At 51.4% G+C, this 24,233-nt stretch carries 22 protein-coding genes; 10 read left to right on the top strand and 12 right to left on the bottom strand.

The window, feature by feature from the left end; translation table 11 throughout:
- Positions 1-34 precede the first annotated feature (34 nt).
- Both scpB and TREAZ_RS08580 read right to left on the bottom strand, forming a co-directional pair.
- Positions 35-586: an SMC-Scp complex subunit ScpB gene (scpB, locus tag TREAZ_RS08585; RefSeq protein WP_015711442.1), complete on the bottom strand. Its 552-nt coding sequence runs from the start codon at positions 584-586 to the stop codon at positions 35-37.
- Entirely contained in the window at positions 567-1,322 is a 756-nt protein-coding gene (locus TREAZ_RS08580; protein ID WP_015711441.1) for a segregation and condensation protein A, read from the bottom strand. Before TREAZ_RS08580 ends, scpB begins: the two co-directional genes overlap by 20 nt.
- Positions 1,323-1,476: 154 nt before the next feature.
- On the opposite strand from TREAZ_RS08580, the gene TREAZ_RS08575 reads away from it, so the two are divergent.
- Positions 1,477-2,622 (top strand): ATP-binding protein, encoded by a 1,146-nt coding sequence (locus TREAZ_RS08575; RefSeq protein ID WP_015711439.1) that lies wholly within the window; start codon positions 1,477-1,479, stop codon positions 2,620-2,622.
- Here TREAZ_RS08575 and folK read toward each other — a convergent pair.
- Both folK and recA read right to left on the bottom strand, forming a co-directional pair.
- Positions 2,619-3,110 (bottom strand): 2-amino-4-hydroxy-6-hydroxymethyldihydropteridine diphosphokinase, encoded by a 492-nt coding sequence (gene folK / locus TREAZ_RS08570; RefSeq protein WP_015711438.1) that lies wholly within the window; start codon positions 3,108-3,110, stop codon positions 2,619-2,621. The two genes, TREAZ_RS08575 and folK, sit on opposite strands and share 4 nt — an antisense overlap.
- Before the next feature lie 36 nt (positions 3,111-3,146).
- Positions 3,147-4,433 carry a recombinase RecA gene (recA, locus tag TREAZ_RS08565; RefSeq protein WP_043923410.1) on the bottom strand — a complete coding sequence of 429 codons (1,287 nt, stop codon included), beginning with the start codon at positions 4,431-4,433 and terminating at the stop codon, positions 3,147-3,149.
- A gap of 219 nt (positions 4,434-4,652) precedes the next feature.
- Between recA and prs the strand changes: the two genes are divergently transcribed.
- Positions 4,653-5,753 (top strand): ribose-phosphate diphosphokinase, encoded by a 1,101-nt coding sequence (gene prs / locus TREAZ_RS08560; protein WP_015711435.1) that lies wholly within the window; start codon positions 4,653-4,655, stop codon positions 5,751-5,753.
- A 69-nt stretch (positions 5,754-5,822) separates the two neighbouring features.
- Here the strand turns inward: prs and TREAZ_RS08555 are convergent, their stop codons facing one another.
- Genes TREAZ_RS08555 through TREAZ_RS08545 form a run of 3 tightly spaced genes read right to left on the bottom strand, consistent with a single transcriptional unit; the run spans position 5,823 to position 9,632 of the window.
- Complete coding sequence (locus TREAZ_RS08555; RefSeq protein ID WP_148257766.1) at positions 5,823-7,829, bottom strand: TonB-dependent receptor; 2,007 nt, start codon at positions 7,827-7,829, stop codon at positions 5,823-5,825.
- A gap of 38 nt (positions 7,830-7,867) precedes the next feature.
- Complete coding sequence (locus TREAZ_RS08550; protein WP_015711434.1) at positions 7,868-8,908, bottom strand: formylglycine-generating enzyme family protein; 1,041 nt, start codon at positions 8,906-8,908, stop codon at positions 7,868-7,870.
- Positions 8,886-9,632, bottom strand: a complete 747-nt coding sequence (locus TREAZ_RS08545) for a hypothetical protein (protein WP_015711433.1) — start codon at positions 9,630-9,632, stop codon at positions 8,886-8,888. Before TREAZ_RS08545 ends, TREAZ_RS08550 begins: the two co-directional genes overlap by 23 nt.
- Positions 9,633-10,068: 436 nt before the next feature.
- Between TREAZ_RS08545 and TREAZ_RS08535 the strand changes: the two genes are divergently transcribed.
- The 5 genes from TREAZ_RS08535 to TREAZ_RS08515 are packed head-to-tail and all read left to right on the top strand — an operon-like array spanning position 10,069 to position 14,181.
- Positions 10,069-11,439 carry a hypothetical protein gene (locus TREAZ_RS08535; RefSeq protein ID WP_015711430.1) on the top strand — a complete coding sequence of 457 codons (1,371 nt, stop codon included), beginning with the start codon at positions 10,069-10,071 and terminating at the stop codon, positions 11,437-11,439.
- A gap of 49 nt (positions 11,440-11,488) precedes the next feature.
- Entirely contained in the window at positions 11,489-11,839 is a 351-nt protein-coding gene (locus TREAZ_RS08530) for a hypothetical protein (RefSeq protein ID WP_148257764.1), read from the top strand.
- Positions 11,840-11,846: 7 nt separating this feature from the next.
- Complete coding sequence (locus tag TREAZ_RS08525) at positions 11,847-12,617, top strand: metal ABC transporter solute-binding protein, Zn/Mn family (protein ID WP_015711428.1); 771 nt, start codon at positions 11,847-11,849, stop codon at positions 12,615-12,617.
- Positions 12,618-13,349 carry a metal ABC transporter ATP-binding protein gene (locus TREAZ_RS08520; protein ID WP_015711427.1) on the top strand — a complete coding sequence of 244 codons (732 nt, stop codon included), beginning with the start codon at positions 12,618-12,620 and terminating at the stop codon, positions 13,347-13,349.
- Positions 13,342-14,181, top strand: coding sequence for a metal ABC transporter permease (locus TREAZ_RS08515; RefSeq protein WP_015711426.1), 840 nt, complete (start codon positions 13,342-13,344; stop codon positions 14,179-14,181). The genes TREAZ_RS08520 and TREAZ_RS08515 overlap by 8 nt, the downstream gene beginning before the upstream one ends.
- Positions 14,182-14,282: 101 nt before the next feature.
- Here the strand turns inward: TREAZ_RS08515 and dtd are convergent, their stop codons facing one another.
- The 5 genes from dtd to rpe are packed head-to-tail and all read right to left on the bottom strand — an operon-like array spanning position 14,283 to position 18,666.
- Complete coding sequence (gene dtd, locus TREAZ_RS08510) at positions 14,283-14,789, bottom strand: D-aminoacyl-tRNA deacylase (RefSeq protein WP_015711425.1); 507 nt, start codon at positions 14,787-14,789, stop codon at positions 14,283-14,285.
- 17 nt (positions 14,790-14,806) lie between these two features.
- Positions 14,807-15,946: a tetratricopeptide repeat protein gene (locus TREAZ_RS08505; protein ID WP_015711424.1), complete on the bottom strand. Its 1,140-nt coding sequence runs from the start codon at positions 15,944-15,946 to the stop codon at positions 14,807-14,809.
- 1 nt (position 15,947) lies between these two features.
- Positions 15,948-17,024, bottom strand: a complete 1,077-nt coding sequence (locus tag TREAZ_RS08500) for a hypothetical protein (RefSeq protein ID WP_043923004.1) — start codon at positions 17,022-17,024, stop codon at positions 15,948-15,950.
- Positions 17,021-17,986: a tetratricopeptide repeat protein gene (locus tag TREAZ_RS08495; RefSeq protein ID WP_015711422.1), complete on the bottom strand. Its 966-nt coding sequence runs from the start codon at positions 17,984-17,986 to the stop codon at positions 17,021-17,023. The genes TREAZ_RS08500 and TREAZ_RS08495 overlap by 4 nt, the downstream gene beginning before the upstream one ends.
- A gap of 20 nt (positions 17,987-18,006) precedes the next feature.
- Positions 18,007-18,666 (bottom strand): ribulose-phosphate 3-epimerase, encoded by a 660-nt coding sequence (gene rpe / locus TREAZ_RS08490; RefSeq protein WP_015711421.1) that lies wholly within the window; start codon positions 18,664-18,666, stop codon positions 18,007-18,009.
- A 91-nt stretch (positions 18,667-18,757) separates the two neighbouring features.
- On the opposite strand from rpe, the gene TREAZ_RS08485 reads away from it, so the two are divergent.
- The 3 genes from TREAZ_RS08485 to TREAZ_RS08475 are packed head-to-tail and all read left to right on the top strand — an operon-like array spanning position 18,758 to position 24,227.
- On the top strand, positions 18,758-19,699 hold the full coding sequence (locus tag TREAZ_RS08485; protein WP_015711420.1) for a tetratricopeptide repeat protein: 942 nt from the start codon (positions 18,758-18,760) through the stop codon (positions 19,697-19,699).
- 11 nt (positions 19,700-19,710) lie between these two features.
- Positions 19,711-22,455: a transcription elongation factor GreA gene (gene greA / locus TREAZ_RS08480; RefSeq protein WP_015711419.1), complete on the top strand. Its 2,745-nt coding sequence runs from the start codon at positions 19,711-19,713 to the stop codon at positions 22,453-22,455.
- Between the two features lie 32 nt (positions 22,456-22,487).
- Positions 22,488-24,227, top strand: a complete 1,740-nt coding sequence (locus tag TREAZ_RS08475; protein ID WP_015711418.1) for a vWA domain-containing protein — start codon at positions 22,488-22,490, stop codon at positions 24,225-24,227.
- The last annotated feature ends 6 nt before the right edge of the window (positions 24,228-24,233 follow it).

Genomic DNA, 24,233 nt, shown 5'->3' with positions numbered 1-24,233 from the left:
AGGCGCGCTCCCTGCAGGAACTTCTGTGGCTCCCTCAGTTTTCTCCGTCGAGTTCAAATCGCTCTGCCTCGCTTTCGTTCAGTTTGGGCAGGTCCGCAATGCTGTTCAGCCTGAAGATTTTGAGGAAATCCTTGGTTGTGCCGTATTGTATGGGCTTGCCGGGTACGTCCTTTTTGCCCACTTCCTTTATCATTTCCCGCTCCAAAAGGAGGCGTATCATATTGTCCGCCTGTACGCCTCTGATGGCCTCTACCTCAGCCCTGGTGACAGGCTGGGAATAGGCGATGATGGAAAGGGTTTCCATGGCAGCCCGTGAAAGCCTGGCCTCGTTTTTTTTGCCGTACCGCTCTTTGAGGTTTTCCCAATATTCTTTTTTTGGGGAGAGCATGATGCCTCCGCCGATGCGGGCAAGCTCCATGCCCGAGTCCTCGGCATTGTACCGGGCAGTGAGGTTTTCCAGGGCTTTGTCCACTGCTTCTTTAGCAAGACCCGAGATGCGGGAAATGCTGGCCTCGTCCAGGGGGTCAGATTCCAAATAGAGTATAGCCTCGATGAGGGCCGTTTCTTTATCCAACTTCAGCTCCATCATAAGTTTCCTTGGTATAGGGGCGTATTATTATATCCCCGAACATGCGGTTTTGAAATATCATGGCCATGCGGAGTTTTACCGCTTCCAGGACAGCCAGGAAGGCGCAGACTATGTCCAGCACCGAGCCGTGGCGCACCACGAGGTCCGTAAAGCTGCACTCTTTTTTATTTTCCAGAAGCTCCGCCAAAAGGGTTATTTTTTCGTTCACCGAGACCTCTTCGTACATGTCGATGATCCGCTCTTTTGAAAGGTTTGACATGAGGCTTGAAAAAGTTTTTAAAAGGGCCCAGACATCCGCCTTTTCCCAGAGATCGTCATCGGCAAAAGGCAGGGGCCTCTGGAGTTTTTTCCGCTCTATGACCCATTCAGCCTCCCGTTCCTTGTCCTCCATGAGCTCCGAAAGCTTCTTGAATTTTTGGTATTCAATGAGGCGCTCCACCAGCTCCTGCCGGGGATCGTCATCGTCGTCCCCCATGTCCAGTTCCACAGGGAGGAGCATGCGGGACTTGATGAGGAGGAGGGTGGCAGCCATGGCATGGAATTCCGAGACTTCGTCCAGGTCGAGCTCCGAAGCATAGATCAAATACTGGAGGTACTGCTCGGTTATCTGGGCAATGGGAATATCGTAAATGTTGATTTCATTCTTTTTTATCAAAAAGAGGAGGAGATCCAGAGGTCCTTCAAACTCGTCAAGCCTGAAACTCCGCCCTGAACTCGTAAGGGTCGCTTCCATCCTTGATAGTATAGCCATTCTTATGGGAGATGGTAAATAGGCCATTCAGGTGTTTTATAGAGAATATAAAAATTGCCATTTTTAAGGAGTTAAATCCGTAAAGATAGTAATATATAGGGTTTACATTCCGCAAAAATAGCAATATACTGTATATATGATCCAAAGAATCCTTGAACAGACAATCACTGAACGGCTTGGCAAGGGGAAAACCATTATTCTCATGGGCGCGCGGCAGGTGGGTAAAACCACATTGCTTAAGGGACTCTGCAAATCCGCAGGGAGCTTCGCCGGAAGTTCCGGAGAGGATCTGCTCTGGCTGAATGGGGATGAGCAGGATGTTCAGGCCCTTTTTGAAAACATTTCCTCAAGCCGACTCAAGCACATCTTCGGCAAAAAACGCTATGTGGTGCTTGACGAGGCCCAGCGTATTAAAGATATAGGCATCAAACTGAAACTCATCACCGATGAAATGCCCGATGTGCAGCTTATTGCCACGGGAAGCTCGTCTTTCGATTTGGCAAACCAGGTAAACGAACCCCTTACCGGGAGAAAGTGGGAATACAGAATGTATCCTCTTTCATTTGCAGAGATGGTAATGCACCATGGCCTCCTGGAAGAAAAACGCCTCATCCCCCATCGCCTGGTCTATGGATATTATCCAGAGGTAGTGAATAATCCCGGAGATGAAAAGGAACTTTTGAAGCAGCTTTCCGACAGCTATCTCTTTAAGGATATTCTTATGTGGGAACAGATAAAAAAACCGGAGAAACTGATCAAGCTCCTGCAAGCCCTGGCTATGCAGATCGGTTCCCAGGTTTCCTATTCCGAGCTGGGGCAGCTATGTGGACTGGATTCGAAGACCATAGCGCGTTATATCGTTCTGCTGGAACAATGTTTTGTGATTTTCCGCCTGGGCTCATTCAGCCGGAATTTGCGGAATGAATTAAAATTCAGCAAGAAAATTTACTTCTACGATACCGGAATCCGCAATGCCCTTATTGCCAATTTTTCCCTTCCCGAGCTGCGGAAGGATATAGGCCAGCTCTGGGAAAATTTTCTTGTCTCCGAGCGAAAGAAAAAACTCGAATATGACCATATTTGGAAAAATACCTGGTTCTGGCGGACCGTGAGCCAGCAGGAAATCGATTATCTGGAAGATGGGGACGAAACCCTGAATGCCTTTGAATTTAAATGGAATGCTACCGCTAAACACAAAGCTCCCAAAACATTTTTGGAACGGTATCCGGGCAGCAGTTTTAAAGTAATAAGCCCAGAAAACGTGGAGGAATTTTTGTGCTAGACTCCGGAAATCCGCCGTATACCCTGCTCAGGCAGGGCTCTGCATATTCCTGAATACTGTATGCCGCTTGCCGGGTCGATGGCATCAGGGCAGAGTTCAAGGAGAGGTTCAAGGGCGAAACGGCGTTCCTTTAAACGGGGATGAGGGACTTCCAGCAGGGGGTGATTGGCTATGATCTGATCGCCAAAGAGGAGTATGTCGATGTCCAGGGTGCGTTCACCCCAGCGGCGTTCTTTGGAACGATCCCTGCCGAAAGAGGCTTCAACTTTGTGAATCTCTGAAAGAAGGGCCCATGGCTCCTTGCTGTATTCTCCGGCCACCGCAGTGTTGAAGAACTTGGGCTGATCTGTTACATGGAGGGGGACGGTCTCGTAAATTGAAGCTTGCCGCAGAGATCCCAGGATGATTCCCAGAACCTCCACGGCTTTTTCCAAAATTCGGAGAGAGTCCCCCTGATTTGAACCAAGCCCCAAAACTACCAGCGGCATTTCAGCTAGTGCTCTGTCCTAAGCAAAGGCAGAACGCTAGAACAGCCCGTCATCGCTTTCCGGTGCGGCCGGCGCTGCTTTGCGCGGCCGGCCCGGACCTGGTTTGGGCTCGGCGGAGGGCGCCGTTGCCGCAGGAGCAGGGGCTTTAGCTTCAGCAGCTGACGGTTTGACCGCATCAGCAGTCTGGACTTTTGGCGCTTCTGTCACCGCAGGGGCCTTGGGCGCATCTCCATCGGCCGGGCCCTCCCCTTTTTTCTTGGCTGGTTTGGCCTGGGGGAATTCCCTGCCCGGGAACATTATTTTCCTCAATTTCTCTTCGATTTCTTTGGCGAAGGCGGTGTTGGTTGCAACGTATTCCCTGGCGCTGTCCCGGCCCTGGCCTACTTTTTCTTCGCCATAGGAGTACCATGCGCCTTTTTTGTCGATGATTTCGTATTTCACTGCCGCGTCAAGCAGGCTTCCCGCTGCGGAAACGCCTTTGCCGAAGAGGATTTCGAGTTCCGCCCTGCGGAAAGGCGGGGCTACTTTGTTCTTGACCACTTTGACCCGGACCCGGTTGCCTAAAGCATCCTCGTCTTTGCCCCCTTCGATGGTTTCGGTCTTGCGCACTTCAAGGCGGACCGAGGAATAGAATTTAAGGGCATTGCCGCCGGTGGTGGTTTCGGGGTTTCCGAACATCACGCCTATCTTCATGCGGATTTGGTTGATGAAGATGAGCAGGGTGTGAGACTTGCCGATGATGGCGGTGAGCTTCCTCATGGCCTGGCTCATAAGCCTGGCCTGGAGACCCATTTGGGCGTCGCCCATGTCGCCGTCGATTTCGGCCTGGGGCGTCAGGGCCGCTACGGAGTCAACAACAATGACATCCATAGCACCGGAACGCACGAGACTTTCGGTGATTTCCAGGGCCTGCTCGCCGGAATCGGGCTGTGACACCCAGAGTTCGTCGATGTTGACTCCCAGGTTCTTGGCGTAGACCGGGTCAAGGGCATGCTCGGCGTCCACGAAAGCGGCTATGCCTCCCAGCTTCTGGGCTTCGGCAACGGCATGCAGGGCCAGGGTGGTCTTGCCCGATGATTCAGGACCGTAGATCTCGATGATCCTGCCCCGGGGATAGCCGCCTATGCCAAGGGCTTCGTCCAAAAGAATGGAGCCCGAGGGGATGGTTTCTATCCCCTGCGCACGGGACGGATCCCCCATCTTGATGATGGAGCCCGCGCCGTACTGTTTTTCAATCTGGAGCCTGGCGGCTTCCAGAGCCTTCTGTTTTTCCTCCGCAGAGGCCGGGGTTCCCCGGGTTTTTTCTTCAGTCATCTTTGCCATGCCTTTCCCTCCCATACCATATATGGCATCCGCATGGATAGCGCTTTGAATTTTGCTTCATTTTTTTTAGAATTCAGGAAAAATTCGCAAAAATTCATTGTTTCTCAAATCCTTTCAACAATATCATGGTTTTCAAGAATTGGGAAGTATCCTTGATGCTGACGCCCCTATGCGGATTGAGGCTTTTGCTATAAACTCCGGCTGTGGGGGTCGAAGATAATGAATGGGTTTATTGTCGCTGCTACCCGGTCAATGCAGGATTATGCTGCCCGGGTAACCGGGTATCTGACCAAGTTTCCAAGTTTCGCCCCCATGGCTGAAACCATAGACGGCGTGGGAATGCTGAATACCGACCGCTTTGCCGACGGCGAAATGGAAGTGTCCCTGGGCCGCTCTGTCAGGGGTCTGGATGTGGTGCTCTTTGCTTGCTGTTCCCGGAACGAATCCAATCTCTCCGTAGAAGAAGCCAAGATTGAACTCTACCATGCTGTGGATGCCTTAAAGCGATCCCAGGCCAGGAATATCACGGTCTTTGAGCCCTTCATTTCCTGTTCCCGTTCAGACCGCACTACCCGCCGCAATTCCGTGGGCCTTTGGATTCATTTTAAGACCCTCTCAAGTTTGGGAACAAAACACATACTCACCTACCAGCTTCATTCCAATAAATCAGAATCCATGCTGGACCCGACCATCTGCGCACTGGATGATATCCCGGCCCTCACGATACTCGAAAAATATCTTTGTGATGCCTACATTCATAACTATGAAACTCTCGAAAATGTAGTACGTCCCGGATGGGCTTTTTGTTCCGTAGACGCAGGGGGCGAAAAATTGGCCCGGAGTTTCGCCAATGCTTTCGGCGCCCCACTGGTAGTTGCCCACAAGCAGCGGGACTATTCCCGGAGCAATGCCATCGAGTCCATCAATATACTCTCGGCGGAACCCGTGGAAGGTAAAGTCCTTTGGGTTGTGGACGACATGATAGACACCGGCGGCTCTGTGGAAAGCCTCATACGCGCCCTTGGCCCCCTTAAGCCCAAGGAGATAAACATCATCGCTGTCCATGCCCCCTTCTCTCTCCCCGCTCCGGCACGGTTGAACCAGCTTATCGATGAAGGTCTGCTTCACCGTATCATGGTTACGGACACGGTCTGTCCCTGTTCCCTGCCTGAAACGATCCCCAATTTGGAAGTAGTGCCCTCGGCCGAGCTTTCTGCCAGGATTATTCGCACCCTTATTTCCAATGAATCCATGAGCAAGCTTATGAGATCCTTTGACGCTGAAAAGTACCTTAAATCGCCGAATTTGTTCAATCAATAGCAAGAATTGTCTATTATTTTATACATGTTAAAGTAAATTCTCACGTTTTTACTTGCCGTGTAGCCTTAGTTATTTAAATTTAAAATCCACGCCCATGGAATAGGTTATTCCCGGCATTATATATCCAGCATAGTATTGGTATTGATGATTGAGTATATTGTTTACCCCGGCAAAAACTTCGGCTTTATCTACCCGCCATTTTGCATAGGCAAACTCACAGGAAAGACGCAGGTTCACCAGATGCTGGTCATCCAGTTTAACCGCATCAGACAGATCCGTGAATACGGCATATTTTGTCCCGCCGTCTCCGTACAGTTCTTTTATAAATTGGTAATCGCCGCTGAGATGGAAACGTTTTAAAAACTGCCATTTAAAGCCGGCCAACATGCTGAATACTGGCGTATAGGGCATACGACTGACCGCCTTGCCGTCTTCGCCCTTTGCTTCAATTTTATACATCCAGGCGCCTCCGGCGAAGACGTTGAATTTTTCCAAAAACAGCAGGTCCCTTTCAATAGTAAAACTGCCGTTGAATTCCAGGCCCTGTATGCGGAAGTAGGAAGTTTCGTTTACATTGCCCGGGGCGCCTGTTGGGTTTGGAATTATCCGGTCATGGCCGTCGTCAAAGAACCAGGTTGCGCCAAGGGATGCATTGGACCAGTCATGGCGGAGGGAGGCTTCGTAGTGATGGACAGTTTCAGGCTTTGACTGTTTAAGATCCGCAACATCAAAGTCTCCGCCTGAAACCATGTTTTGAATATTCCCCGGCGATGGGTAGAGTAGCCCAAAGGCATAGCTGAGATTGAGGTTTGTATTTCCGTATCCCAATTCCAGCCCTGCCTGGGGCGCAATCGCATTGGCCCATACGCTATGAATATAACCCCGAAGCCCTGCCGAGGGGATTATGCGGAATTTGTTCACTATAAAGAAATGGCTTATTGCCGCATAAGGGGTGAACAACACCATGCCGGGAAAATGGTAGTAATCGACTGTACCGGGCCTGTGAGCCTCGTTTGCGGTTTGAGAAAAATCAAGATCCATGCCGGTTATAATTTCACCGCCTTCCCACAAATGCCATGTTTCCTTTGCCCTGCCGCCAAAAGCATGGAGCAGCTGTTTTGACCATCCCCTTGGGGGACGCGCATCTTCGTCAAAGATCCTGAAATTCGTGTATGTGTAATACAGTTTGATAAAGCCTTCCGCATTGTCAAATTCATTGTTAAGAGTAGCAGTGGAAAAAACAGTATCTGTTGTAAAAAAAGGAAGTATATCAGCTTTGCTCTGCCCGATTTGCGGCGGCTTTTCTGTTTTCGCGTCCACAAAATTGCCCAGAAGCCGCAGGTTCCAATATGCGTTAATCCATAGACCGGCATTAAGGTAGTAGCTCTGCTGATGCGCCTGCGAATGAACCACATGGCCATCGCTCGAAACCCAGCTTTGGGCTGCCAGAACATCGAAGCGCCCTTTCCGTATACCGAAGGATGCGTTTTCGCCTATGGTTTGATAGCTGCCGTAGGAAAACCCTGTCCGGGCTTCCCAGCCTTGTTCCGCCATATATTTCGGGGTAACATTTACCAGGCCATACCCTGCGGCGAAACTTGAGGGCTGGGGCGATTTGTACAGCTCTATGCTATCCGCAGCAAACACGGGAAAGCTGTCGGCCATGGATTGACCGTAAATCAGGCCGTACCGGGGAACTCCGTCAAAAGACGTGGTTATGCCGAGGGAAGGATGATCATAGCCCCGCCCCCGGATATAGAGACTGGCGCCGGTGGTGGTTCCTATCACATTCTGCTTGCTGATAACTACACCTGGAACATCCCGCAATGTATCCAGCAAATCAAGAGAACCTTGGTCGTGTATCTGTTCTTCCCTTACTTCGTTATGGGGGCCATAAAAAGTCTGCACCGGGGCTGCGGGGTTTTGCTCCTGCCCCTGCCCTTCTGCGGAAATGGTAAGCCCCTCCTCGCTGGACATGACAAGATCGAAATCATCTTCCCAGCCATCGAGCTCTTCATCGTTTGACTGCGCCTGAACAGGAAATGCAAAAAAGCCCATGCTTAAAACTAAAGCCATGAAAAAGGATGCGGATTTTTTCACCTCTGTTCTCCCCTTTATTCAGCGCCCAGGGATCTTGCAACACGGAACCCTACATAGGGGCTCCCTATCCAGGGCCGGGTATAGTTCCGGCTTGTGACCATGCAATCGGCAGCGTAACTGTTCCAGCCGCCGCCCCGCATGACCCTGTGGGCAAATGCTCCCATGTCAGGGCCTTCGGGGGCTGTATCCGCAGCAATAGCATCAGTATCGCCGTACCAATCCCGGCAATATTCGGAAACATTGCCGCCCATGTCATACAGACTCAGCTGGTTTGCGCCGGTTCCGTCCCCTTTGCTCCCTGCCGGATGAGCGCCGTAATCGGCATGAGCGCTTCCCAAGGCGGAGGAATTATCGAGGTACCATGCCACGCTGTCGATGGTGCCGCTCCCGGGATATTCATAATTCCAGCCCGCAGTATTTTGATCCCCGCCCCTGGCGGCAAATTCCCATTCAGCTTCGGCGGGCAGCCTGTAGCCTTCTGCCCCCGCCTTTGCAAAGGGCAGATCCGCTGTTGTCGCAGGCGGATGGCTCATAATATTGAGGGATTGCCTGAGTACGGGACCGTCTTCGCCTTCGTAATACACTGGTTCAAGGCCGCTCATTTCGCTGTATGCGTTGCACCACACAATGGCATCCCGCCAGGTCATGCTTGTTGCGGGCCGGGCTTTCCGCTGGGCTTCGGTCCAGCCCTTATTTGGGTTACCGGTGCCGGTACTCCCGTGGCCTTCCCTGCCGGGGTTGGCAATACTGTAGCCGTGAGACCGAGCCCATCGGCATACTTCGTCCCAGAGTTCCCAGGTGGTCTCGTACCGCGCTATGCCGTAGGGCGAAAGGACGATCGAACGGTATTCGACAAAGACACCGGCGCTGCCACTTCCGTTGACAAGCACAGTTTTTCCCTGGGGGACAACTACGATAATCTCACGGTACTTGACCGGGGTTTTTATGCCTCTGTCGCCATCATCCCCGGCGGGATTATTGCAGCACAGGAACAGGAGGAGAAACAGGAATATACCTGCTGCAGAAAAATACTTAGCGTACCCGTTTAAAATCAACCGGAACTCCGTGGCCGTAATAATTTACCATCGTTAGTTTTACACCGTTTTCAAGAATCTCAAAGCTGCCGACAGAAACAATGCCTCCTGTTTTGGTATTGCCACTATAGGTATAAACCCGTGAATATTGGGTACTATCCGCAACATGACTTACCTGCACGATCATGCTGCCGTTTGCGCCCCTGAAACTGAGGGTAACCCAGTCGTCTGTTCTGAAGCCCTCGCTTACCCAGATGGTATTTTCCAAGTCTCCGGGCAGCGGATCTATCAAGGCAAAGGTATTCCCGGCATCGGGAAGGAGCTTCTTCAGGGTAAGAGGAGAACCGCTCCCCTGGAAATCCGTAAAACGAAGGGTTTTATCGCCGGCCCCTAGGGCAAAGGCGCCGGGCGCCTCATAATCAACAGACGGAGAACTGCGGATCGGTTTGGGCATGAAACCTTCTCTGGCAGTTTCATCATAGGTGTATTCTTCCGTGTGGGCCGTGTTTCCGGGATTTGTCTCGGAGGCAAATTGAATTGCTGCGTCCTTTTTCTGGTCCCCTCCGGCAGCAGCCCTAAAGGCCAGGGTGACCCAACCGGTGTCGCCCTGGGGGCCTGCCCAGACGGTTCCGTCCAGGGCCGCAAGCTGTGGCTCCGGATCAACCGGGTCCGCAATACAGCCTGAAAGAATAGCCATGACAAAAGCACCGCAAAGGGCCTTTAATAAAACAATTTTTTTTGCCATATCATTTTTCCTTTAAAAAAAAAGCCCGACACTTCCCTCTGTATAGTCCAGAGGAAAAAGTCGGGCTTCATGCCTTCTATGGGCGGAATCCATGCTCCGCGATGCTTAGTTTTTTACCATCAAAAGAATTTTTTGTCAAGCGGAAATTTATTAATGCGAATGTTTTAAAAAATTCATTGACATCGCTTGACAAAAAAATATGTTTGTAGTATTACCATATTGAACGAAGGCAGTTGATTTTGCCGGGGGCATGAAGTCCCTGGTTTTTGATCTTGAATTGCTGCCGCCATAAATTGACTATTAGCGGAACATGGATTCCGTTTTAAACGGCTGAAGCCCGATACTTCTTTTCTGTGCAATACAGAAAGGGGTCTCGGGCTTTTTTTTGGCTTCTGAAGGAGCTTGTAAAGTTTTTTTAAACAATTTGGAGGTTTTTATGAAAAAGCGATTTTGGTTAAGCGGATCGACCGTAGCAATAGCCCTTCTTGCGGTTTTTTCCATTATGGTTACTTTTGGGTGTTCAACCGATACGCCTGAAGAGCAAGCGGCGGATAGTATTTTGATAGTGGGTACATCCTGGGCCGGTAACGCCCCCAATGGCGCTCCGGTATTGTTCACATTTCAGGTAGAAGGAAAGGTGAAAACCACTTTTGCCGCAGATAACGGTCAGCAGGCAAGGGATTATACTTTTGACGCTTTCGCTAAAACCGGGACGATTGGTGGAGGCATAGGCGCATTCATCGTTAACGATGATGGTAACTTGACTTTTGCGAGCTTCTACGGTCATGCATCTGTCCCGGCTGCACGGCTTCAAAAAACGTATACCGCCAGTGGAACAGCAGATCTGCCCTATTTAACCGGCAGTTGGTGGGCTGGTTTGAATCCCAATGGCCTTCCCTTTTCTTTGGAATTCAATGCTGGGGGAGCGGTAAGGGTTACTTTTACCCACGATAACACCCAGCAAAACTACACTTATACCTATGACGGAACAGCCAAAACAGGGAGCGTATCAAACGGTTTGGGCGCTTTTACGGTCAGCGATGATGGTACGGTGATTACGTTCACCGCCTTTTATAGTCATGCTACGGTTTCTGTAAAAAGAATAAAGGACAGTGCTCCTCTGGAAATTTTTCCAGCCTCTGTAACAGAAACAAACTGGTATTTTCACAACGCTGAACTTCAATTCAAAGATGCCGCCACGGCAAGCATCCATGGAAAGGACTATGCGTATACCTACGATGCAAGCACAGGAACTGGTTCTATAGACGGCGACAGGTCGGGGAGACAGCACACAGGAATAAGTGCCTCGATAGAGGCTGATGGGGTTATTGAAACTGGGGATGCGATAAACGCTGTAGGAGACTTCACCCTGTCCCCGGATAATGGCACTTTAACTTTCAGCAACTACCGGAATTCCTCTTTTGAAGTTGTTTTCTCCGATGCACCGGATGCCGATGCGGCTAATACAATACTCGGAACTGCATGGTATTGGCCCAGTTTGGTCCTCGAATTTGTGAGGGAAGATCAGGCCATACTGTATAGCTTTACCGGGTATTATCCCTATCCTTACATCTATGGATATACTTTTAACGGTACTGCAAATAGCGGCCAAATCCAGACAGCCGAAAGGGTATCGCCTACCTCAAGTAGTGCAGGGGCTTTGGGAAATTTTGAAATCAAAGCAGGTTTTGCCATTGAGGATACCACTGTGGTACCCCTGAATCTTTATTTTTCCAATTACAAGGGTTATGGGCATCGTGCAGATTTTGTAAACTTGCCTCATGGATTGTTTCAGGATGAAGAATAATTTGAAAGGAAAAAGTTTGCTGCCGGCCCGGAGTATATTGTCGGTTCTTATGGCCGCCCTTTTTCTGGCAGTCCTGCCGGGATGCCAGCAGCAGACCGATCCCCGGGATGTTCCGCTGGAATATGTCCACACGCCGGATCATCCTCTGACAGGCACCAAATGGCTTTGGGACAGCCAATGGGGCAGGAGAACCCTCTCTTTTGATACGCCGGATGAGGCAATGTATCATGATCAGAATGAAGGAATATATCTGGTATCCTACATTTATGATAAAAATAAAAAAATGGGCAGAATCGATGTGTACGGTGAATTTGCGGTCATTGATGACTACGAAACCATGGCGTTTTCAAATTGGAAGAATTATGGGCACGGCTCGGAATATATACGGCTGATGGAATAGGATAAATATGAAACGATTTTACCTTGTTGTTTTTCTCTTCGCGGTTTCTTTCCTTCTTTTTGCGGGGGGCAAAAATGACAGCTCTGTCGGAGCATCAGCCGGAGGCAAGGCGGTGCTTGCTTCTACATCCTGGGTTGCGGCTATTGCCAAAGCCGGGGGCGCAGAAAGTGTGCGTATCCTGGCGCCATTGGATCTGCGGCATCCTCCGGAGTACGAGTTGAAGCCTTCGGATCTGGCGGCGGCAAGCAAGGCTGATATTATCATCTATGCCGGGTGGGAACAGTTCGCCAAAAAACTTGCCGAGACTGCGGGCAGCGCGGGGGTGCGGATAGTAACAGTTAATACCTCCAACACGCCGGAGGATCTCCGGGCGGAGGCTGAAAAAATAGCCCGTATCCTGGGCACGGAAGAGCGTTTTGCGGAGTGGTGGAAAAACTTCGAGCCCTTTGCGGAAGATCTGCGGGAAAAAATCATCGCCGCCTATCCTGACCGGCGGGCGGTGGTCCAGCGTATGCAGACCCCCTTTGCCGCATGGCTGGGCTTTGAAATCATCGGGGAATACGGCCCTGCGGAACCCTCCCCTGCGGTGATCCTGCAAATGGTGCAACTCAGGCCCGGTCTGGTAATCGACAATTACCACGGGCCGTCGGGACAGCCCATAGCGGAAGCAGCGCGGGCGTCCTACGCGGAATTGCTGAACTTCCCCGGCAAGGATGGAACCCTGAGCATAGAAGATGTGTTCCGCTACAATGCGGATGTCCTTATTAAGGCAAAGTAAATGATTGGCCCCATCCCCGGTTTCCGGGATTTAAAGACGGAACCGGTTATCGAAGCCCGGAATATCACTGCCGGATACGGAAGGCTGACCGTGCTCAGGGATGTTTCCCTCAGGATTGAAAAAAACAGTGTTACTGCGTTCTGCGGCCCCAATGGCGCAGGCAAATCAAGCTTTCTCAAACTCTGCCTTGGCATGCTCAGGCCCAGGGAGGGCACTATGTCCGTCATGGGGACCAGGCCGGGATCGCTCTTTTTCAGGCGGACCCTGCTGCGCATAGGCTATGTGCCCCAGAATACCGCCGGAGGTAGTCTGCCGACCACGGTTCGGGAAGCAGTCTCCATGGGGCGCTACGGCATGGCGGGATTTTGCCGGCCCCTGTCCCGGCTGGACAAGGATTTGGTGGATGCCGCCATGGAAGCTACCGGAGTGGCGGATTTGGCGAAGCGCCGGGTTCAGGAACTTTCGGGCGGACAGACCCAGCGGGTTGCCATTGCCCGATCCCTGGCCATGGAGCCGGAACTCTTCATGCTGGATGAACCCAGCTCCAATCTGGACGCCGAAGGGCGCACGGATTTGCTGCGTATCATCCGTGAGAGGCAGGAATACAAACATATTACTGTCCTCATTGTTTCCCACGACGAGGATACAATTGCAGGATGCAGGGATATGTACCGCTTCACTGACGGCAGGGCAGAAAAAATTTTCACCGGGCAGGAAGCCATCAATGGGTGAACTCCTTGCCATGCCCTTTTTCTCACGGGGCCTCATCGCCCTCTGCGCCACGGGAATTGCCTTTCCCGTGCTGGGTATTTTTATCCTCAACCTGGAACTTATCCCCGCCCGCTTCGCCGTAATGCACGCGGCCTTGCTGGGGGCTGCCATCGCCCTGATCCTGGGTTTTAGCACAACAACTGCGGCAATGATCACTAGCATACTGGCCGGCATCGCCATTGCCATTGTCAGTTGGCGGGGCCGGGTATCCGCAGGAGGATCGCTGGGGCTCATCATGACGGTCTGCATGGGGGTGGCCTTTATTATTTTCTACAAAGGCAATGTCCACGCCATCGAAGCCTTCAACCTCTTCTGGGGGAATATCCTTACCCTCACCGATGAGGACACCAGGCTTACTGTTATTACCGCTGTTGTTATTCTTGTGTTTCTCTGCGCTGCCTACAAGGAAATACACATAGTACTCTATGATCGAGAACTGGCATGGTCTGTAGGCGTTCCGGCGAAACTGGTGTACGGCGGCATCATGCTTTCGGTGTGTTTAGGCATAGCTGTGGCCATGAGGATCACCGGAGCGCTTTTGGTGGACGCGGTTACCATACTCCCCGCTCTGGCGGCCCGGCGCATCGGCAAAAGTTTCAGGGCCCTTATCATATTTGGCGCCCTCTTCGGAACCGGGATGAACCTTTCGGGCTTTGCAGTTTCTTTCGTTTTTGATTTACCTGTCAGTTCCGCTATAATCATTATCGGGGCTGCGGCTTTGTTCATCATCCAGGGTATTGAATTCTGGAAAACACATTTATTGCAAACAGGGAAAGATCATGGTAAGGCATAATTTTTTTAATGATATGGCGGAAAAATGGGATGCGGCCAATCATTAAAAGCAAAGGCGCTTATTGGCTGCGCTCAAAAAAACGGGCTGAGAGAAGAAATAATCTAATCCTCAGAGACCTGTTCGTTTTTGCCCTCTGGGTGTTCCAGCAGTATCGTCACCGGCCCGTCGTTGGTATACGCAACTTCCATGTGGGCCTGAAACACGCCGCTTTCGCATAAAAGCCCCTGCTCCATTATTTTATCCATAAAATATTCGTAGAGCGCCTTGGCTTCGATGGGATCCGCTGCATCGCCGTAGTAGGGCCGCCTGCCTTTGCGGGCATCTGCCAACAAGGTAAACTGCGACACTGCCAGCACGCCGAAACGCGGCTGAATATCGTGAGAATTTACTTTAACATGTATGATTTCTTTGACAGACAGGTTCATTTTTCCCTGATTGTCTTCAAAGATGCGGAGATTTGCCACTTTGTCCGCCATCCAGTCGGCATCGGCTTTGGCATCGCCCCTGGCAACGCCGAGGTAGACCAGGAGGCCCTCTGTTATTGAGCCGGACACTTTGCCCTCGACAGAGACCGAAGCATTCTTTACCCGTTGCACGACAGCTTTCATGGATTTCCGATTCAGACTTATGGCTGCTGAGCCTGCTCCAAAAGCCCGGCCTGGTTAAGGGCTATGCCCTGGATGCGTATGTCCAAACCGCTTTCCGACAGGATGGGGATAACGCGGCCCAGGATTTCGACAGGACGCTCGGGGTTTACCGGGATGGCAAAATCGAAATCCACCCGGACTATGCCGTCCAGGATATGGCGGGTGTCATAGCCGACGAGAAAATCAAAGGAGGTGTGGGTCTGCTCCTGGCTAAGATTACTGGCCATGCCCCTCCAGATGATGTGGCAGTCCCGGTAAATTGCGGGCTCTTTTATGACCACCGAGTAGGCGAAAAGATCGCTTGGGGGAAGCTTGCGCATGGTGTCAAAGCCGGGGGTTTCCATAAAGGAGATGAGGAGCCGGGCCTTGTTCTTGATAGGCTCGGGGCCGTTGGATTCGAGTATGCGGTTAAGGTTGACCCTGGCGGCTTCATCACGGTAAGTGGTGAAGAGGCGCCGCGCCTCGTTGTAATTATCCAGAACCTGATTGCGGGTCAGCACATAGCGGTAACTGCCGTCCACCTGCATAGGGGCATCCTGGTCCTCTTTGGCAAGCTCTATGCCTTCCAGGGCACGGCGCTGGTTCTGTTTTTCAAAGAAAGGCAACACCCCTGTCTTGGCAAGTATGCCTCCCGAAAGGCCAAGCACCGCGACAATGCCGATGGCAATTGCTATTATTCTTCCGGGATTTTTTTGTAATTTGGGCAGGGGCGGAAACAATGTGTGGAGCTTGCCTGAATCTATCCAGGTGGACATGTTTTCAGGGCCTGGGTTCCTGCGTATTATTTTGAGAGCCTTGCGGGCTATGGGGTTTTTTTCATCCAGTTCCTGGACTTCAAGATAGAGGTCCACTGCCCTGTCGGTATCGCCATGGTTCAGGTAGAGGGCAGCAAGGCCAAGGAGCACAGAGGGCTCCCTCATTTTTATTTCCCTGGCAAGGCGCAAATAAGTCAGGGCCATGCCGTACACCCGGCTATAGAGATAGGAAATCCCAAGAAGGTAATTATAGGTATAAGAACCGTAGTAACGGTAAACCTCGGGTTCCAGGATCCGTATGGCGCCATCGTAATTGCCCCTATGGGCTATTTGATTGGCTTTGAAAAGGGGATCGCTCTTCATATTAAGGCCGGGTATGGGGCTCCATCCCGTACTTTGCCATGAGCTGGCCAAGGGTGTACTCCATGGCGGAAAGCTCTTCCTCGGTGGCAGCCCCCGAAATCATGTACCCATCTATCCGCCCTATGAGCTGCCGTATCAAGGCCAGATCCCTATCCTTCTGATCTTCGGGGCTTAGCACAGGGGCAGGCACAATAACCACCGGCTCGGGGATTGCTGTAGGAACTGCCGCAGGGGTTTCGGGGGTTTCAGAGGTTTCAGGGGCCGGAGGCGGGACTTCGGCTGTTTGAACCGGGAAGCCCCCGGATCTTCCTGCGGCAAGGGTGAAAGAAACCGTGCGGGTTTCGCCCCGGCTTATGGCCTTGGGCTCAAAGTAGTAGCAGACTGCGGAATCCCCCACTGAGTATGGAGGGGAATTGAAATTCCGGCCCTGGGCATAGGGGGTTTTCCAGGGCACATCGTTGAGGCGCTTCCAATTGGCAAAGTGGATGCTGTCGCCGGACAGGCTGCCTGTAAGGGAAAGGGTGTCGTTCTCCGAGACCCAATAGCCTGTGCTTGCCCCTTTTTCAATAAGGGTTTCAGAATTTATGGCTTTGGCATTAATAGCAAAGGGCGGCCCCGAACGGTACTCGCCCAAAGATGTATCCAAAAGATAGCGCAGCCCCACCATGGACTGCTGGTTGACCTTGTTTTCTATGGTGATGGTTATGGAGACGCCGTTTGCCTCTCCGGCATCCGAGGTTTGAATAAAAGAAAATTCCTCGGTTACCAAAAGAAAGGAAGATTCAAAAACCAGTGATGGTTTACGGGAATCCCCCCCCAGCCTTATTTTAAAGCTTGAAGTATCTCCCAGTTTGTAGGAATGGTCATTGACCATCACCGCAAGGAAACTGGTCCTGGGATCCTGATCCGTAAAAAACGGAACGTACTGGGAATGCGCATTTTTTGCATAAAGGGAAAAACGGCCGTTGTCTTCCCAGAGTACCAGCTTGACAGAGCCGTCGGTGTATTCGACAGCCCCGAGGCGGGGAAGAAAAAATGCGAATAAAAACAACGCGGCCATAACCCTGCATCTGATCATCTGCCTGACCTCCCGGCTGAAGAAATTTCGTTTATCAGGCTCGAGGCTTGATCTCTCATGGCTTCAAGGCGGGCCTTTTTATCACGGGAAGCGTCCGGGTCGAACCCCGCAAGGGCCAACTGGAGATCCCGTTCCAGGCCCGAAATGCGCTCCTGGGCAAATGCCAGTTCCTTTCTGAACTGGGCGTTTTCGTTTTCCAAATCCGAAAGCCGCGTGTCCTTGAGCATGTCGGCAATGCGTTTCTGGTAGGCTATAAGAGCCTGATCATAGGCATGCTCGCGGCGCTGGTACTCTTCCATAGTTTTAAGGGATTCTTCGTGGCTCCACTTGAGGAGGCCAAGAAGCTCGGCCTCCACTCTTTTTTGGTTGATCAGGGCAATGCGGTAAGAAGAAGCCTCATATTTGGGGCTCCGGGGAAATTCTTCCGTAATAAGAAGGAAGACTTCGTTGGCCTTGTCCAGAAGGCCCAGGGAATAGAGGCACTCCCCAACCCAATAAAGGGCCGAAGCTCTTTTGGAGGCATTCTGCGGGGCATAGCTGCCGTCAGGCTTTGAAGGGATCCCATCGCTGTAGTTTTTGAGGAGCACGATTGCTTCGTCATAGCGGCCAAGGTAGTAGTAGACCCTTCCCTTATGGTAGGCAAGTTCGCTTATGCGGCGGTTTGCCTGATCCAAAGCTTCCATGGCTTCCATATCCCGCAAGGCAGCCTCATATTCCCCAGCCGAAAGCTCCGAGAGGCTTATCCAATAGAGGGCTTCGGCTTTCTGGGTCCTGGTGGACGCGTTTGCCTGGACTCTGCGCAGTTCCCCGACAGCTTCGCGCCATCTGCCCTGGCTGTAAAGATCTATGCCCCCCTGAAGCCGTTCAATCAGGGAGTTTGCATCCTGGGCCTGGGAAAAGGCGCACAAAGCCAGGGAAGCGGCAAGAATGAAGGCTAGAATAGGGGTTTTATGTATTACCATCCGTTGTTCCTTATATCGGCTCATGGGGTACAGCCCTTGAGAAGGGCGACTAGAGCCTTTTTGTCCTGGGCTTTGAAGAATGCCTCCCCGGCCACCATGACATCAACCCCCGCCTCCCTGGCTTTTTCCGCGGTTTTCGCGTTTATCCCTCCGTCCACGGAGATGAGGAACGAAAGCCCCCTCTCGTCCCTTATGCGGGCAAGGCTTTTCGCTTTTTCAAGGCAGCCTGGGATAAGGGCCTGGCCGCCGAAACCGGGGTTCACTGTCATGACCAGTACAAGATCCAGATCCGGAAGCAGCTCTTCGATAAAGGAAACCGGGGTGGAAGGCACTATGCTGATGCCGGGCTTTTTCCCCAGATCCCGTATGGCGCCGATCAGCCTGTGGGCATGAACCGCTGCTTCAATATGAAAAGTGATGTAATCGGCCCCCGCATTGGCAAAGAGGGCTATGAAATCACCGGGATTGTCCACCATGAGATGGACATCGAATACCGAGCTGCTCAAAGGCCGCAGGTCGGATACCATTTTTGGGCCAAAGGTCAAATTGGGCACAAAATGCCCGTCCATCACATCCAGATGGGTCCATTCTGCGCCCGAAGCATCAATTGCAGCCTCTGCTTCTGCCAGGCGGGAAAAATTTGCGGCCAAAACCGAAGGGGCTATGACGGGTACCTTCATGTTTTTATGATAATCCCCGGCAGGCTTCTTGTAAAGGTCTTGCCAAAAACAGCCAAAATGATATAATAAGAGTGGTATATTATTATCAAGTATGAGCGGGGAAACAACTATCGAAGGGCTCCTTCAAAAAGCCTACAACAGCCTGAAAGACGCAGGGGCGGACACAGCCCTCCGGTTCCTTCAGGAAGCCTTGAAGGAGGACTATGAGCATCAGGAAGTCCTCTTCGCCCTTAAGTGTTTGACTTGGTGGCTTGACAAGCTCAAGAGGCTTGAAGATTTTCGCAGCCCCTATGAAAAAGGCGGGTACATTTTGGCCCAGTGGAAGATCTTTCAGGTGTTTCAGGAACGCATAAGCGAAGCCGCCGGAAGCTCTTTCGATTCCTGCCAGTTCGCTGTGCGGCATTATGTTTTTTCCCTGGCCCTCTCTTCATTTGGAGAGGCTTTGGGCGAGAGTCAGCAGGACCCTGAAGTCATGCTTCAGGTTGGGCGCTGCTACAAGGGGGTTGGGAATTACGAGGAGGCGGTGAAGTACCTGGAGCTGGCAGCCCGCGCAAAGCGGGAAGACTCAGGCGCCCTCGCAGAGATGGCTGACACGAAAGCCCTGCTGGGGGATTCCAGGGCAGCCAAGGTGCTTTTCAGGGAAGCCTTCTTTCTGAACCCCCAGGGCATAGATCTCCAGTCCATGGAATCGGAGATGATACTAAGGCTTAAGGAGAAAACAGCGGAGCTTGGCTATGGCGGCCAGGAACTGGCTGAATGGATACCGGTTTATGGCTGCCTGTGGGGCGTTTTTTCCATTAAACGGGAACTTAAACCCGTGGAGCTTGGAGGGCTTAAACAGTCCATCCTGACCCTGGAGAATGATCTCCGGGGCAGTTCCGATGCAGGCATCCTGAAACCCCGGCTCATAAACCGGTATTTCAGGCTTATCGACCATTATGAGAATGTTCGGGATAATTCGGAAGCGGTTGAAGAGACCATGCTGAAGATAAAGTTTATCGATCCGGCCATTTATGAACAGTACCGAAATTAGGAGCATACGAGATGTCTGAAGTTGAAGCAGTAGAAACAGAAGCGAAAAGCTTACACCCCCTCCTTAAGAATGTGCAGGAAATGCTGACCGAAGAGAAGTTTACCCGTGCTACCCTCAGCAATTACTCTACCACCCAGTTCAAGGAACTCGATTCTATTCTGAATGAAACCAGGGAAGCGGCGATTTTTGACGATTTAAAAAATCTCTGCGAAGATCATCTGGTGCATACCAAGAATAGCATTATCGCTCTCTACTTTGCGGGAATGGTATCCTTGTCGCGCCAGATCATCGACGATTCGGCCATGATAAACCTGGTAACCATTTTTGTGGACAACCACAAGTGGAACATTGTAAAATACCTCTGCGAAGGGATACTCGAAATAGGCGAATCCAAATTCGCCCTCCGTACCCTGGCGGACTGCTATAAAAACGAGAATAACGAAGAAGCCATTTACAGTACATGGGTGCGCCTGGTGAAGGTGGATTATGAAGAAGCCGATCTTGCCAAGGCCCTGGCCGAGCATTACGAAAAGCTTGGGGATATCGAGAATGCGGTTGACTATTACAAAAAAGCCCTGCACCGGTACATTGTAAAGGCGCTTTTCAGCAACATCAAAGAAATTTGGGAAAAGCTTCTGCAGTATTGCCCGGAAGATACGGAATTTTTTCTCCATGTGCAGAAGCGCATAGCCAAAAACATCAGCGATGACAAGGCAGTGCTTCTCCTGAGGGATGTGTACGATTTCTGCGTAAAGCGGGATGATATCAATACGGCAATAACGGTTTTGAAAATCATTCTTGGGTACGACAATGACGATAAACAGGCCCGCAAGGATATTACCGAATGTTTCAGGAAAAAATACGCCGGCCACAGCCAGCTTGAAGCCTATGTACGGGTCTCCAGCCTTGCCCAGGGGCCGAGGAACGTGATAGAGGCAGTGGCGGACTTTGAGAAACACATCGCCTTCGACAAGGGCAACTTTGTGTACCACCGCACCTGGGGCGTGGGCCGCATAGCCAATGTCAAAGGGGACGACATACTCATTGATTTCGCCAAAAAGCGCAAGCATTCCATGTCCTTGAAGATGGCTGTAGATTCCCTCCAGACCCTTTCAAAAGATCATATTTGGGTGCTAAGGGCAACAACAAAAAAAGAAGTGATCAACGGCGAGCTTCATGACGAGCTTCATGACAAAGTAAAAAAAGATTACGCATGGGCTCTTATGACGGTAATAAAAAGTTTTGGCAATTCCTGCGATATAAAGCGCATCAAGGCTGAACTGGTTCCTTCGGTTCTTTCTCCGGGTGAATGGACTACATGGAGCGCCAAAGCCAGGGAAGAATTCAAGTCCAATTCTTCATTCGGCGTCAGCCCCGAAAACATCGACCTTTTTACGGTACGCGACAGGCCCATCAGCATGGATGAAAAACTCCACAACGAATTCAAGGCTGAGCGCAATTTCTTTGACCGCGCCCAGACCATACGCGCCTTCACAGAGCAGAAAGATCCGGAGCTTGATTCGGAATACTTTACCGAGATGTTTGCTTATTTTACGGGCTATCTTAAATCCTATAATCAGGTGAACGAACAGGTCGTGGCGTCCTATTTGCTGGTAAAAGATCTGGTAAGCCAATACCCCCACCTTGGCGCAGGGCTTAAAATGAGCTTTACCGAGATCTTTGAAGGCATAGACGATCCTAACGAACTCTACACCAATCTCAAGGATGTGAAGCTGAAGGAAGATTTTCTCAGGCAGATACAGCTTTTCATCCCCGGCTGGGCGGGTATTTTCATCAAGCTCTTTCCCCATTATCCCCTTCATTCCATCATTGTTAATCTGCAAAAGGAAGGGTACAGCGACAAGCTTACTTCTCTTACCCTTGCCTGTTTTGACAACTACCGGGAATACCGGGAAGCGGTGGTTTGGCTCTATAAAAATTCGAGCCAGGAGGACTGGTACAAAAAGGCGAATATTTCCTTCGAAAAGCAGCTTATCACCCTGATACATATTCTTAATGTTACGTACAGGGAAATTGAAAACCGCAGGGATACTACAGAGAACCGCAAAATCAACAAACAGGTTTACACGATCCTCTTTAAAGAGGGTGTTATCAATCATTATATTGACGAGGCTGATCCCGATACAATTATCCGGTTCTATACATTCATTAACGATGTCAAGGATCTTGATCCCGCAGAGAAGATGAGCCTTAGGAACCGAATCCTGGGCAAGCACCCCGACTTTAAATTTTTCGGCGATGACGAAAAGAAGGTCGTTCCCCTGGGTTTCATTGTTACCCGGGCAATGTATCAGGAGAAGCAAAGAGAGCTTCAGAAGATACTCGAAGAAGAATTGCCGGCTAACTCAAAGGAACTGGAAGAGGCCAAGCTCCACGGCGACTTAAAGGAAAATGCCGAACACGACGAGGCCAAGCGGAGACAGGCCATGCTCAATGCAAGCGTTGCAAAGCTCAGCGAAGATATCGAACGGGCCCAGATTTTCGAGCCTTCCATGGTAAATACCGCAAGGGTGTCTTTCGGCACCAAGGTAGTCCTTCAGAACCACACTGCCGGAAAGGAAGAGGTCTATACGATATTCGGGCAATGGGAATCGGATCCTGACAAGAGGATCATTTCTTATCTCTCGCCATTTGGCGCGGCTATTTGGGATAAGGGTGTGGGTGATAAAATGGATATTGTCCGGGACAATGAGAAAATTTCTTACCAGGTAATTTCCATTAGCTCTGCCTTTTAGCATTAGAATAGAATAAAGAACAGGAGCAATACATGAAAAAAACAGTATTTGCCTTGATACTTGCCTTAGGACTCATTTTTTGCGCTGCAGGTCAAACTGCGGGCCCTATGGATCTTGTGGTGCTCCTGGATACTTCCGCCAGTATGAGTGATTCATACCAGGAAACCAGCGATTACCTTATCGGGCCTTTCCTTAAGGAATTCCTCCGCATTGGGGATACCTTTCATCTTATCTCGTTTTCCGGAACCCCCAAGATAGAAATTTCCCGCAGAGTCGAGGGCGTGGGGGATGTGGAAACCATTATAGGCCGTCTTCTGCTCATGTATCCCCTGGATCCTAATTCTGATGTTTCAGGGGCTCTTTCGTTTGCTGAAAAATATGCCGCTTCCCTGCCCGGAAGCCGGCACCGTAAGGTAGTATTGGTAACTGACGGCGATGGCGGATCTGCGGCAGCGCAGGCTGCAATTAACGATTCATCGGCCCGGCTGAAAAACCAAAACTCGGATCTGCAATATATTAAAGTGCCAATTGCAGGGAAGCCGCCTGTTTCAGGAAGGCCGGCGGCTGTTCCCCAGACGCCTCGTGCCCCTGCTGCGCCTGCAACCCAGCCAGTCACTCAAACCCCGGCACAGCAGCAACCGTCTGCTCAAGCACCGGAGTCAAGCCAACCTGCGGCGCAGCAGCCTTCCGCTTCAAATGCGCCATCAACCCAGGCCGGACAGCAACAGTCTTCTCCGACACCGCAAACCGCGCAGACTGGTCCGGCGCAAACGCCCAGCCAGCCAGCAACTCAGGCGCAGCAGCCCTCAGGCGCAGCGGCAGCCCAGCCTCCACAGCAGCCTCAGCAAACTCCGGCCCAGCAAATTCCCTCGCAGCCCGCCCAGCAAGAAACAGCTCAACAGCCCGACCAACCATCCGCCGGAAGCTCTGCCGTCGGGAATTCCACGGATACTGGCGCACAAACAACCCAGCAGCCCGGCCAGACGCCCCCTGCTCAAACAACCCCGCAACAGCAGACAACTCCTGCCCAGACAGCCCCGCAACAGCAGCCTAGCCAGACGACTCCTGCTCAAACTTCCCGGACTCAGCCCGCGGGGAGTTCGGGCGGCAGCGATCTGCCTCTTCCCCTCATCATTGGATTGATTATTCTCGCACTCCTCATACTTGCCCTCATCATCTTCCTTATTTCGAGGAACCTCCACAGTTCGCCCAACAGGGTTATGGCTCAGGCATCTTCGCCGACTATTTTGACGGCTGCCCCTCCGGAGGACAACCGCGAAATGATGTCGCAGTATGCGGAAAAGCAGAAAAACGCGGGCAGTCCTCCTCTCGCCTATCCGCCGCCCAAGCGCAAGCCCATGCCTAAAGACAAGCTTGTTGATCAGAACCTGGACTTTGAAAACGGCGCGCCCATGCTTTCCCTCTTTGTGGAAGATCAGAATACTGCCATTGGCAGACGCAATATACATGCGCTTAAGTCCGGTTACACGTTCTCGGTTGGGGGCGGAAAATCCGACTTCCTCATCTTCCTGGTGCCCATGCCGGCCCATATTGCGGATGTAAACTTTGACGGAAGGCAATGCACTTTTATTCCCAGAAAAGCACAGTATTTCCCGGATATTGGCTCCCAGCAGGTTTCCAACTGCATAGGCAAAACTATCAGGGTCATATCGGACAAAAACTATGAACTCCATATCAGGATAGAGCGGTACGAAGATCCTCTTAAGGCTCTTAATAATCTGCTCCATTCCATTAATGTCCCGGGGCGGTAAAGGCCG

The sequence above is a fragment of the Leadbettera azotonutricia ZAS-9 genome, from assembly GCF_000214355.1.
GTDB lineage: Bacteria > Spirochaetota > Spirochaetia > Treponematales > Breznakiellaceae > Leadbettera > Leadbettera azotonutricia.
The sequence above is the reverse complement of the archived record's forward strand: the minus strand, read 5'-3'. Positions and strand labels throughout refer to the sequence as shown.

Excerpts from the sequence above, each read along its gene's own strand:
- TREAZ_RS08520 (WP_015711427.1), top strand. The coding sequence starts at position 12,618 with ATGATTGGCCCCATCCCCGGTTTCCGGGATTTAAAGACGGAACCGGTT.
- recA (WP_043923410.1), bottom strand. The coding sequence starts at position 4,433 with ATGGCAAAGATGACTGAAGAAAAAACCCGGGGAACCCCGGCCTCTGCG.
- scpB (WP_015711442.1), bottom strand. The coding sequence starts at position 586 with ATGGAGCTGAAGTTGGATAAAGAAACGGCCCTCATCGAGGCTATACTC.
- folK (WP_015711438.1), bottom strand. The coding sequence starts at position 3,110 with ATGCCGCTGGTAGTTTTGGGGCTTGGTTCAAATCAGGGGGACTCTCTC.
- TREAZ_RS08505 (WP_015711424.1), bottom strand. The coding sequence starts at position 15,946 with ATGAAGAGCGATCCCCTTTTCAAAGCCAATCAAATAGCCCATAGGGGC.
- dtd (WP_015711425.1), bottom strand. The coding sequence starts at position 14,789 with ATGAAAGCTGTCGTGCAACGGGTAAAGAATGCTTCGGTCTCTGTCGAG.
- TREAZ_RS08530 (WP_148257764.1), top strand. The coding sequence starts at position 11,489 with ATGGCCGCCCTTTTTCTGGCAGTCCTGCCGGGATGCCAGCAGCAGACC.
- TREAZ_RS08495 (WP_015711422.1), bottom strand. The coding sequence starts at position 17,986 with ATGGTAATACATAAAACCCCTATTCTAGCCTTCATTCTTGCCGCTTCC.
- TREAZ_RS08575 (WP_015711439.1), top strand. The coding sequence starts at position 1,477 with ATGATCCAAAGAATCCTTGAACAGACAATCACTGAACGGCTTGGCAAG.
- TREAZ_RS08535 (WP_015711430.1), top strand. The coding sequence starts at position 10,069 with ATGAAAAAGCGATTTTGGTTAAGCGGATCGACCGTAGCAATAGCCCTT.
- TREAZ_RS08580 (WP_015711441.1), bottom strand. The coding sequence starts at position 1,322 with ATGGAAGCGACCCTTACGAGTTCAGGGCGGAGTTTCAGGCTTGACGAG.
- TREAZ_RS08515 (WP_015711426.1), top strand. The coding sequence starts at position 13,342 with ATGGGTGAACTCCTTGCCATGCCCTTTTTCTCACGGGGCCTCATCGCC.
- TREAZ_RS08500 (WP_043923004.1), bottom strand. The coding sequence starts at position 17,024 with ATGATCAGATGCAGGGTTATGGCCGCGTTGTTTTTATTCGCATTTTTT.
- prs (WP_015711435.1), top strand. The coding sequence starts at position 4,653 with ATGAATGGGTTTATTGTCGCTGCTACCCGGTCAATGCAGGATTATGCT.
- TREAZ_RS08475 (WP_015711418.1), top strand. The coding sequence starts at position 22,488 with ATGAAAAAAACAGTATTTGCCTTGATACTTGCCTTAGGACTCATTTTT.
- greA (WP_015711419.1), top strand. The coding sequence starts at position 19,711 with ATGTCTGAAGTTGAAGCAGTAGAAACAGAAGCGAAAAGCTTACACCCC.
- TREAZ_RS08525 (WP_015711428.1), top strand. The coding sequence starts at position 11,847 with ATGAAACGATTTTACCTTGTTGTTTTTCTCTTCGCGGTTTCTTTCCTT.
- TREAZ_RS08545 (WP_015711433.1), bottom strand. The coding sequence starts at position 9,632 with ATGGCAAAAAAAATTGTTTTATTAAAGGCCCTTTGCGGTGCTTTTGTC.
- TREAZ_RS08485 (WP_015711420.1), top strand. The coding sequence starts at position 18,758 with ATGAGCGGGGAAACAACTATCGAAGGGCTCCTTCAAAAAGCCTACAAC.
- rpe (WP_015711421.1), bottom strand. The coding sequence starts at position 18,666 with ATGAAGGTACCCGTCATAGCCCCTTCGGTTTTGGCCGCAAATTTTTCC.
- TREAZ_RS08555 (WP_148257766.1), bottom strand. The coding sequence starts at position 7,829 with ATGGCTTTAGTTTTAAGCATGGGCTTTTTTGCATTTCCTGTTCAGGCG.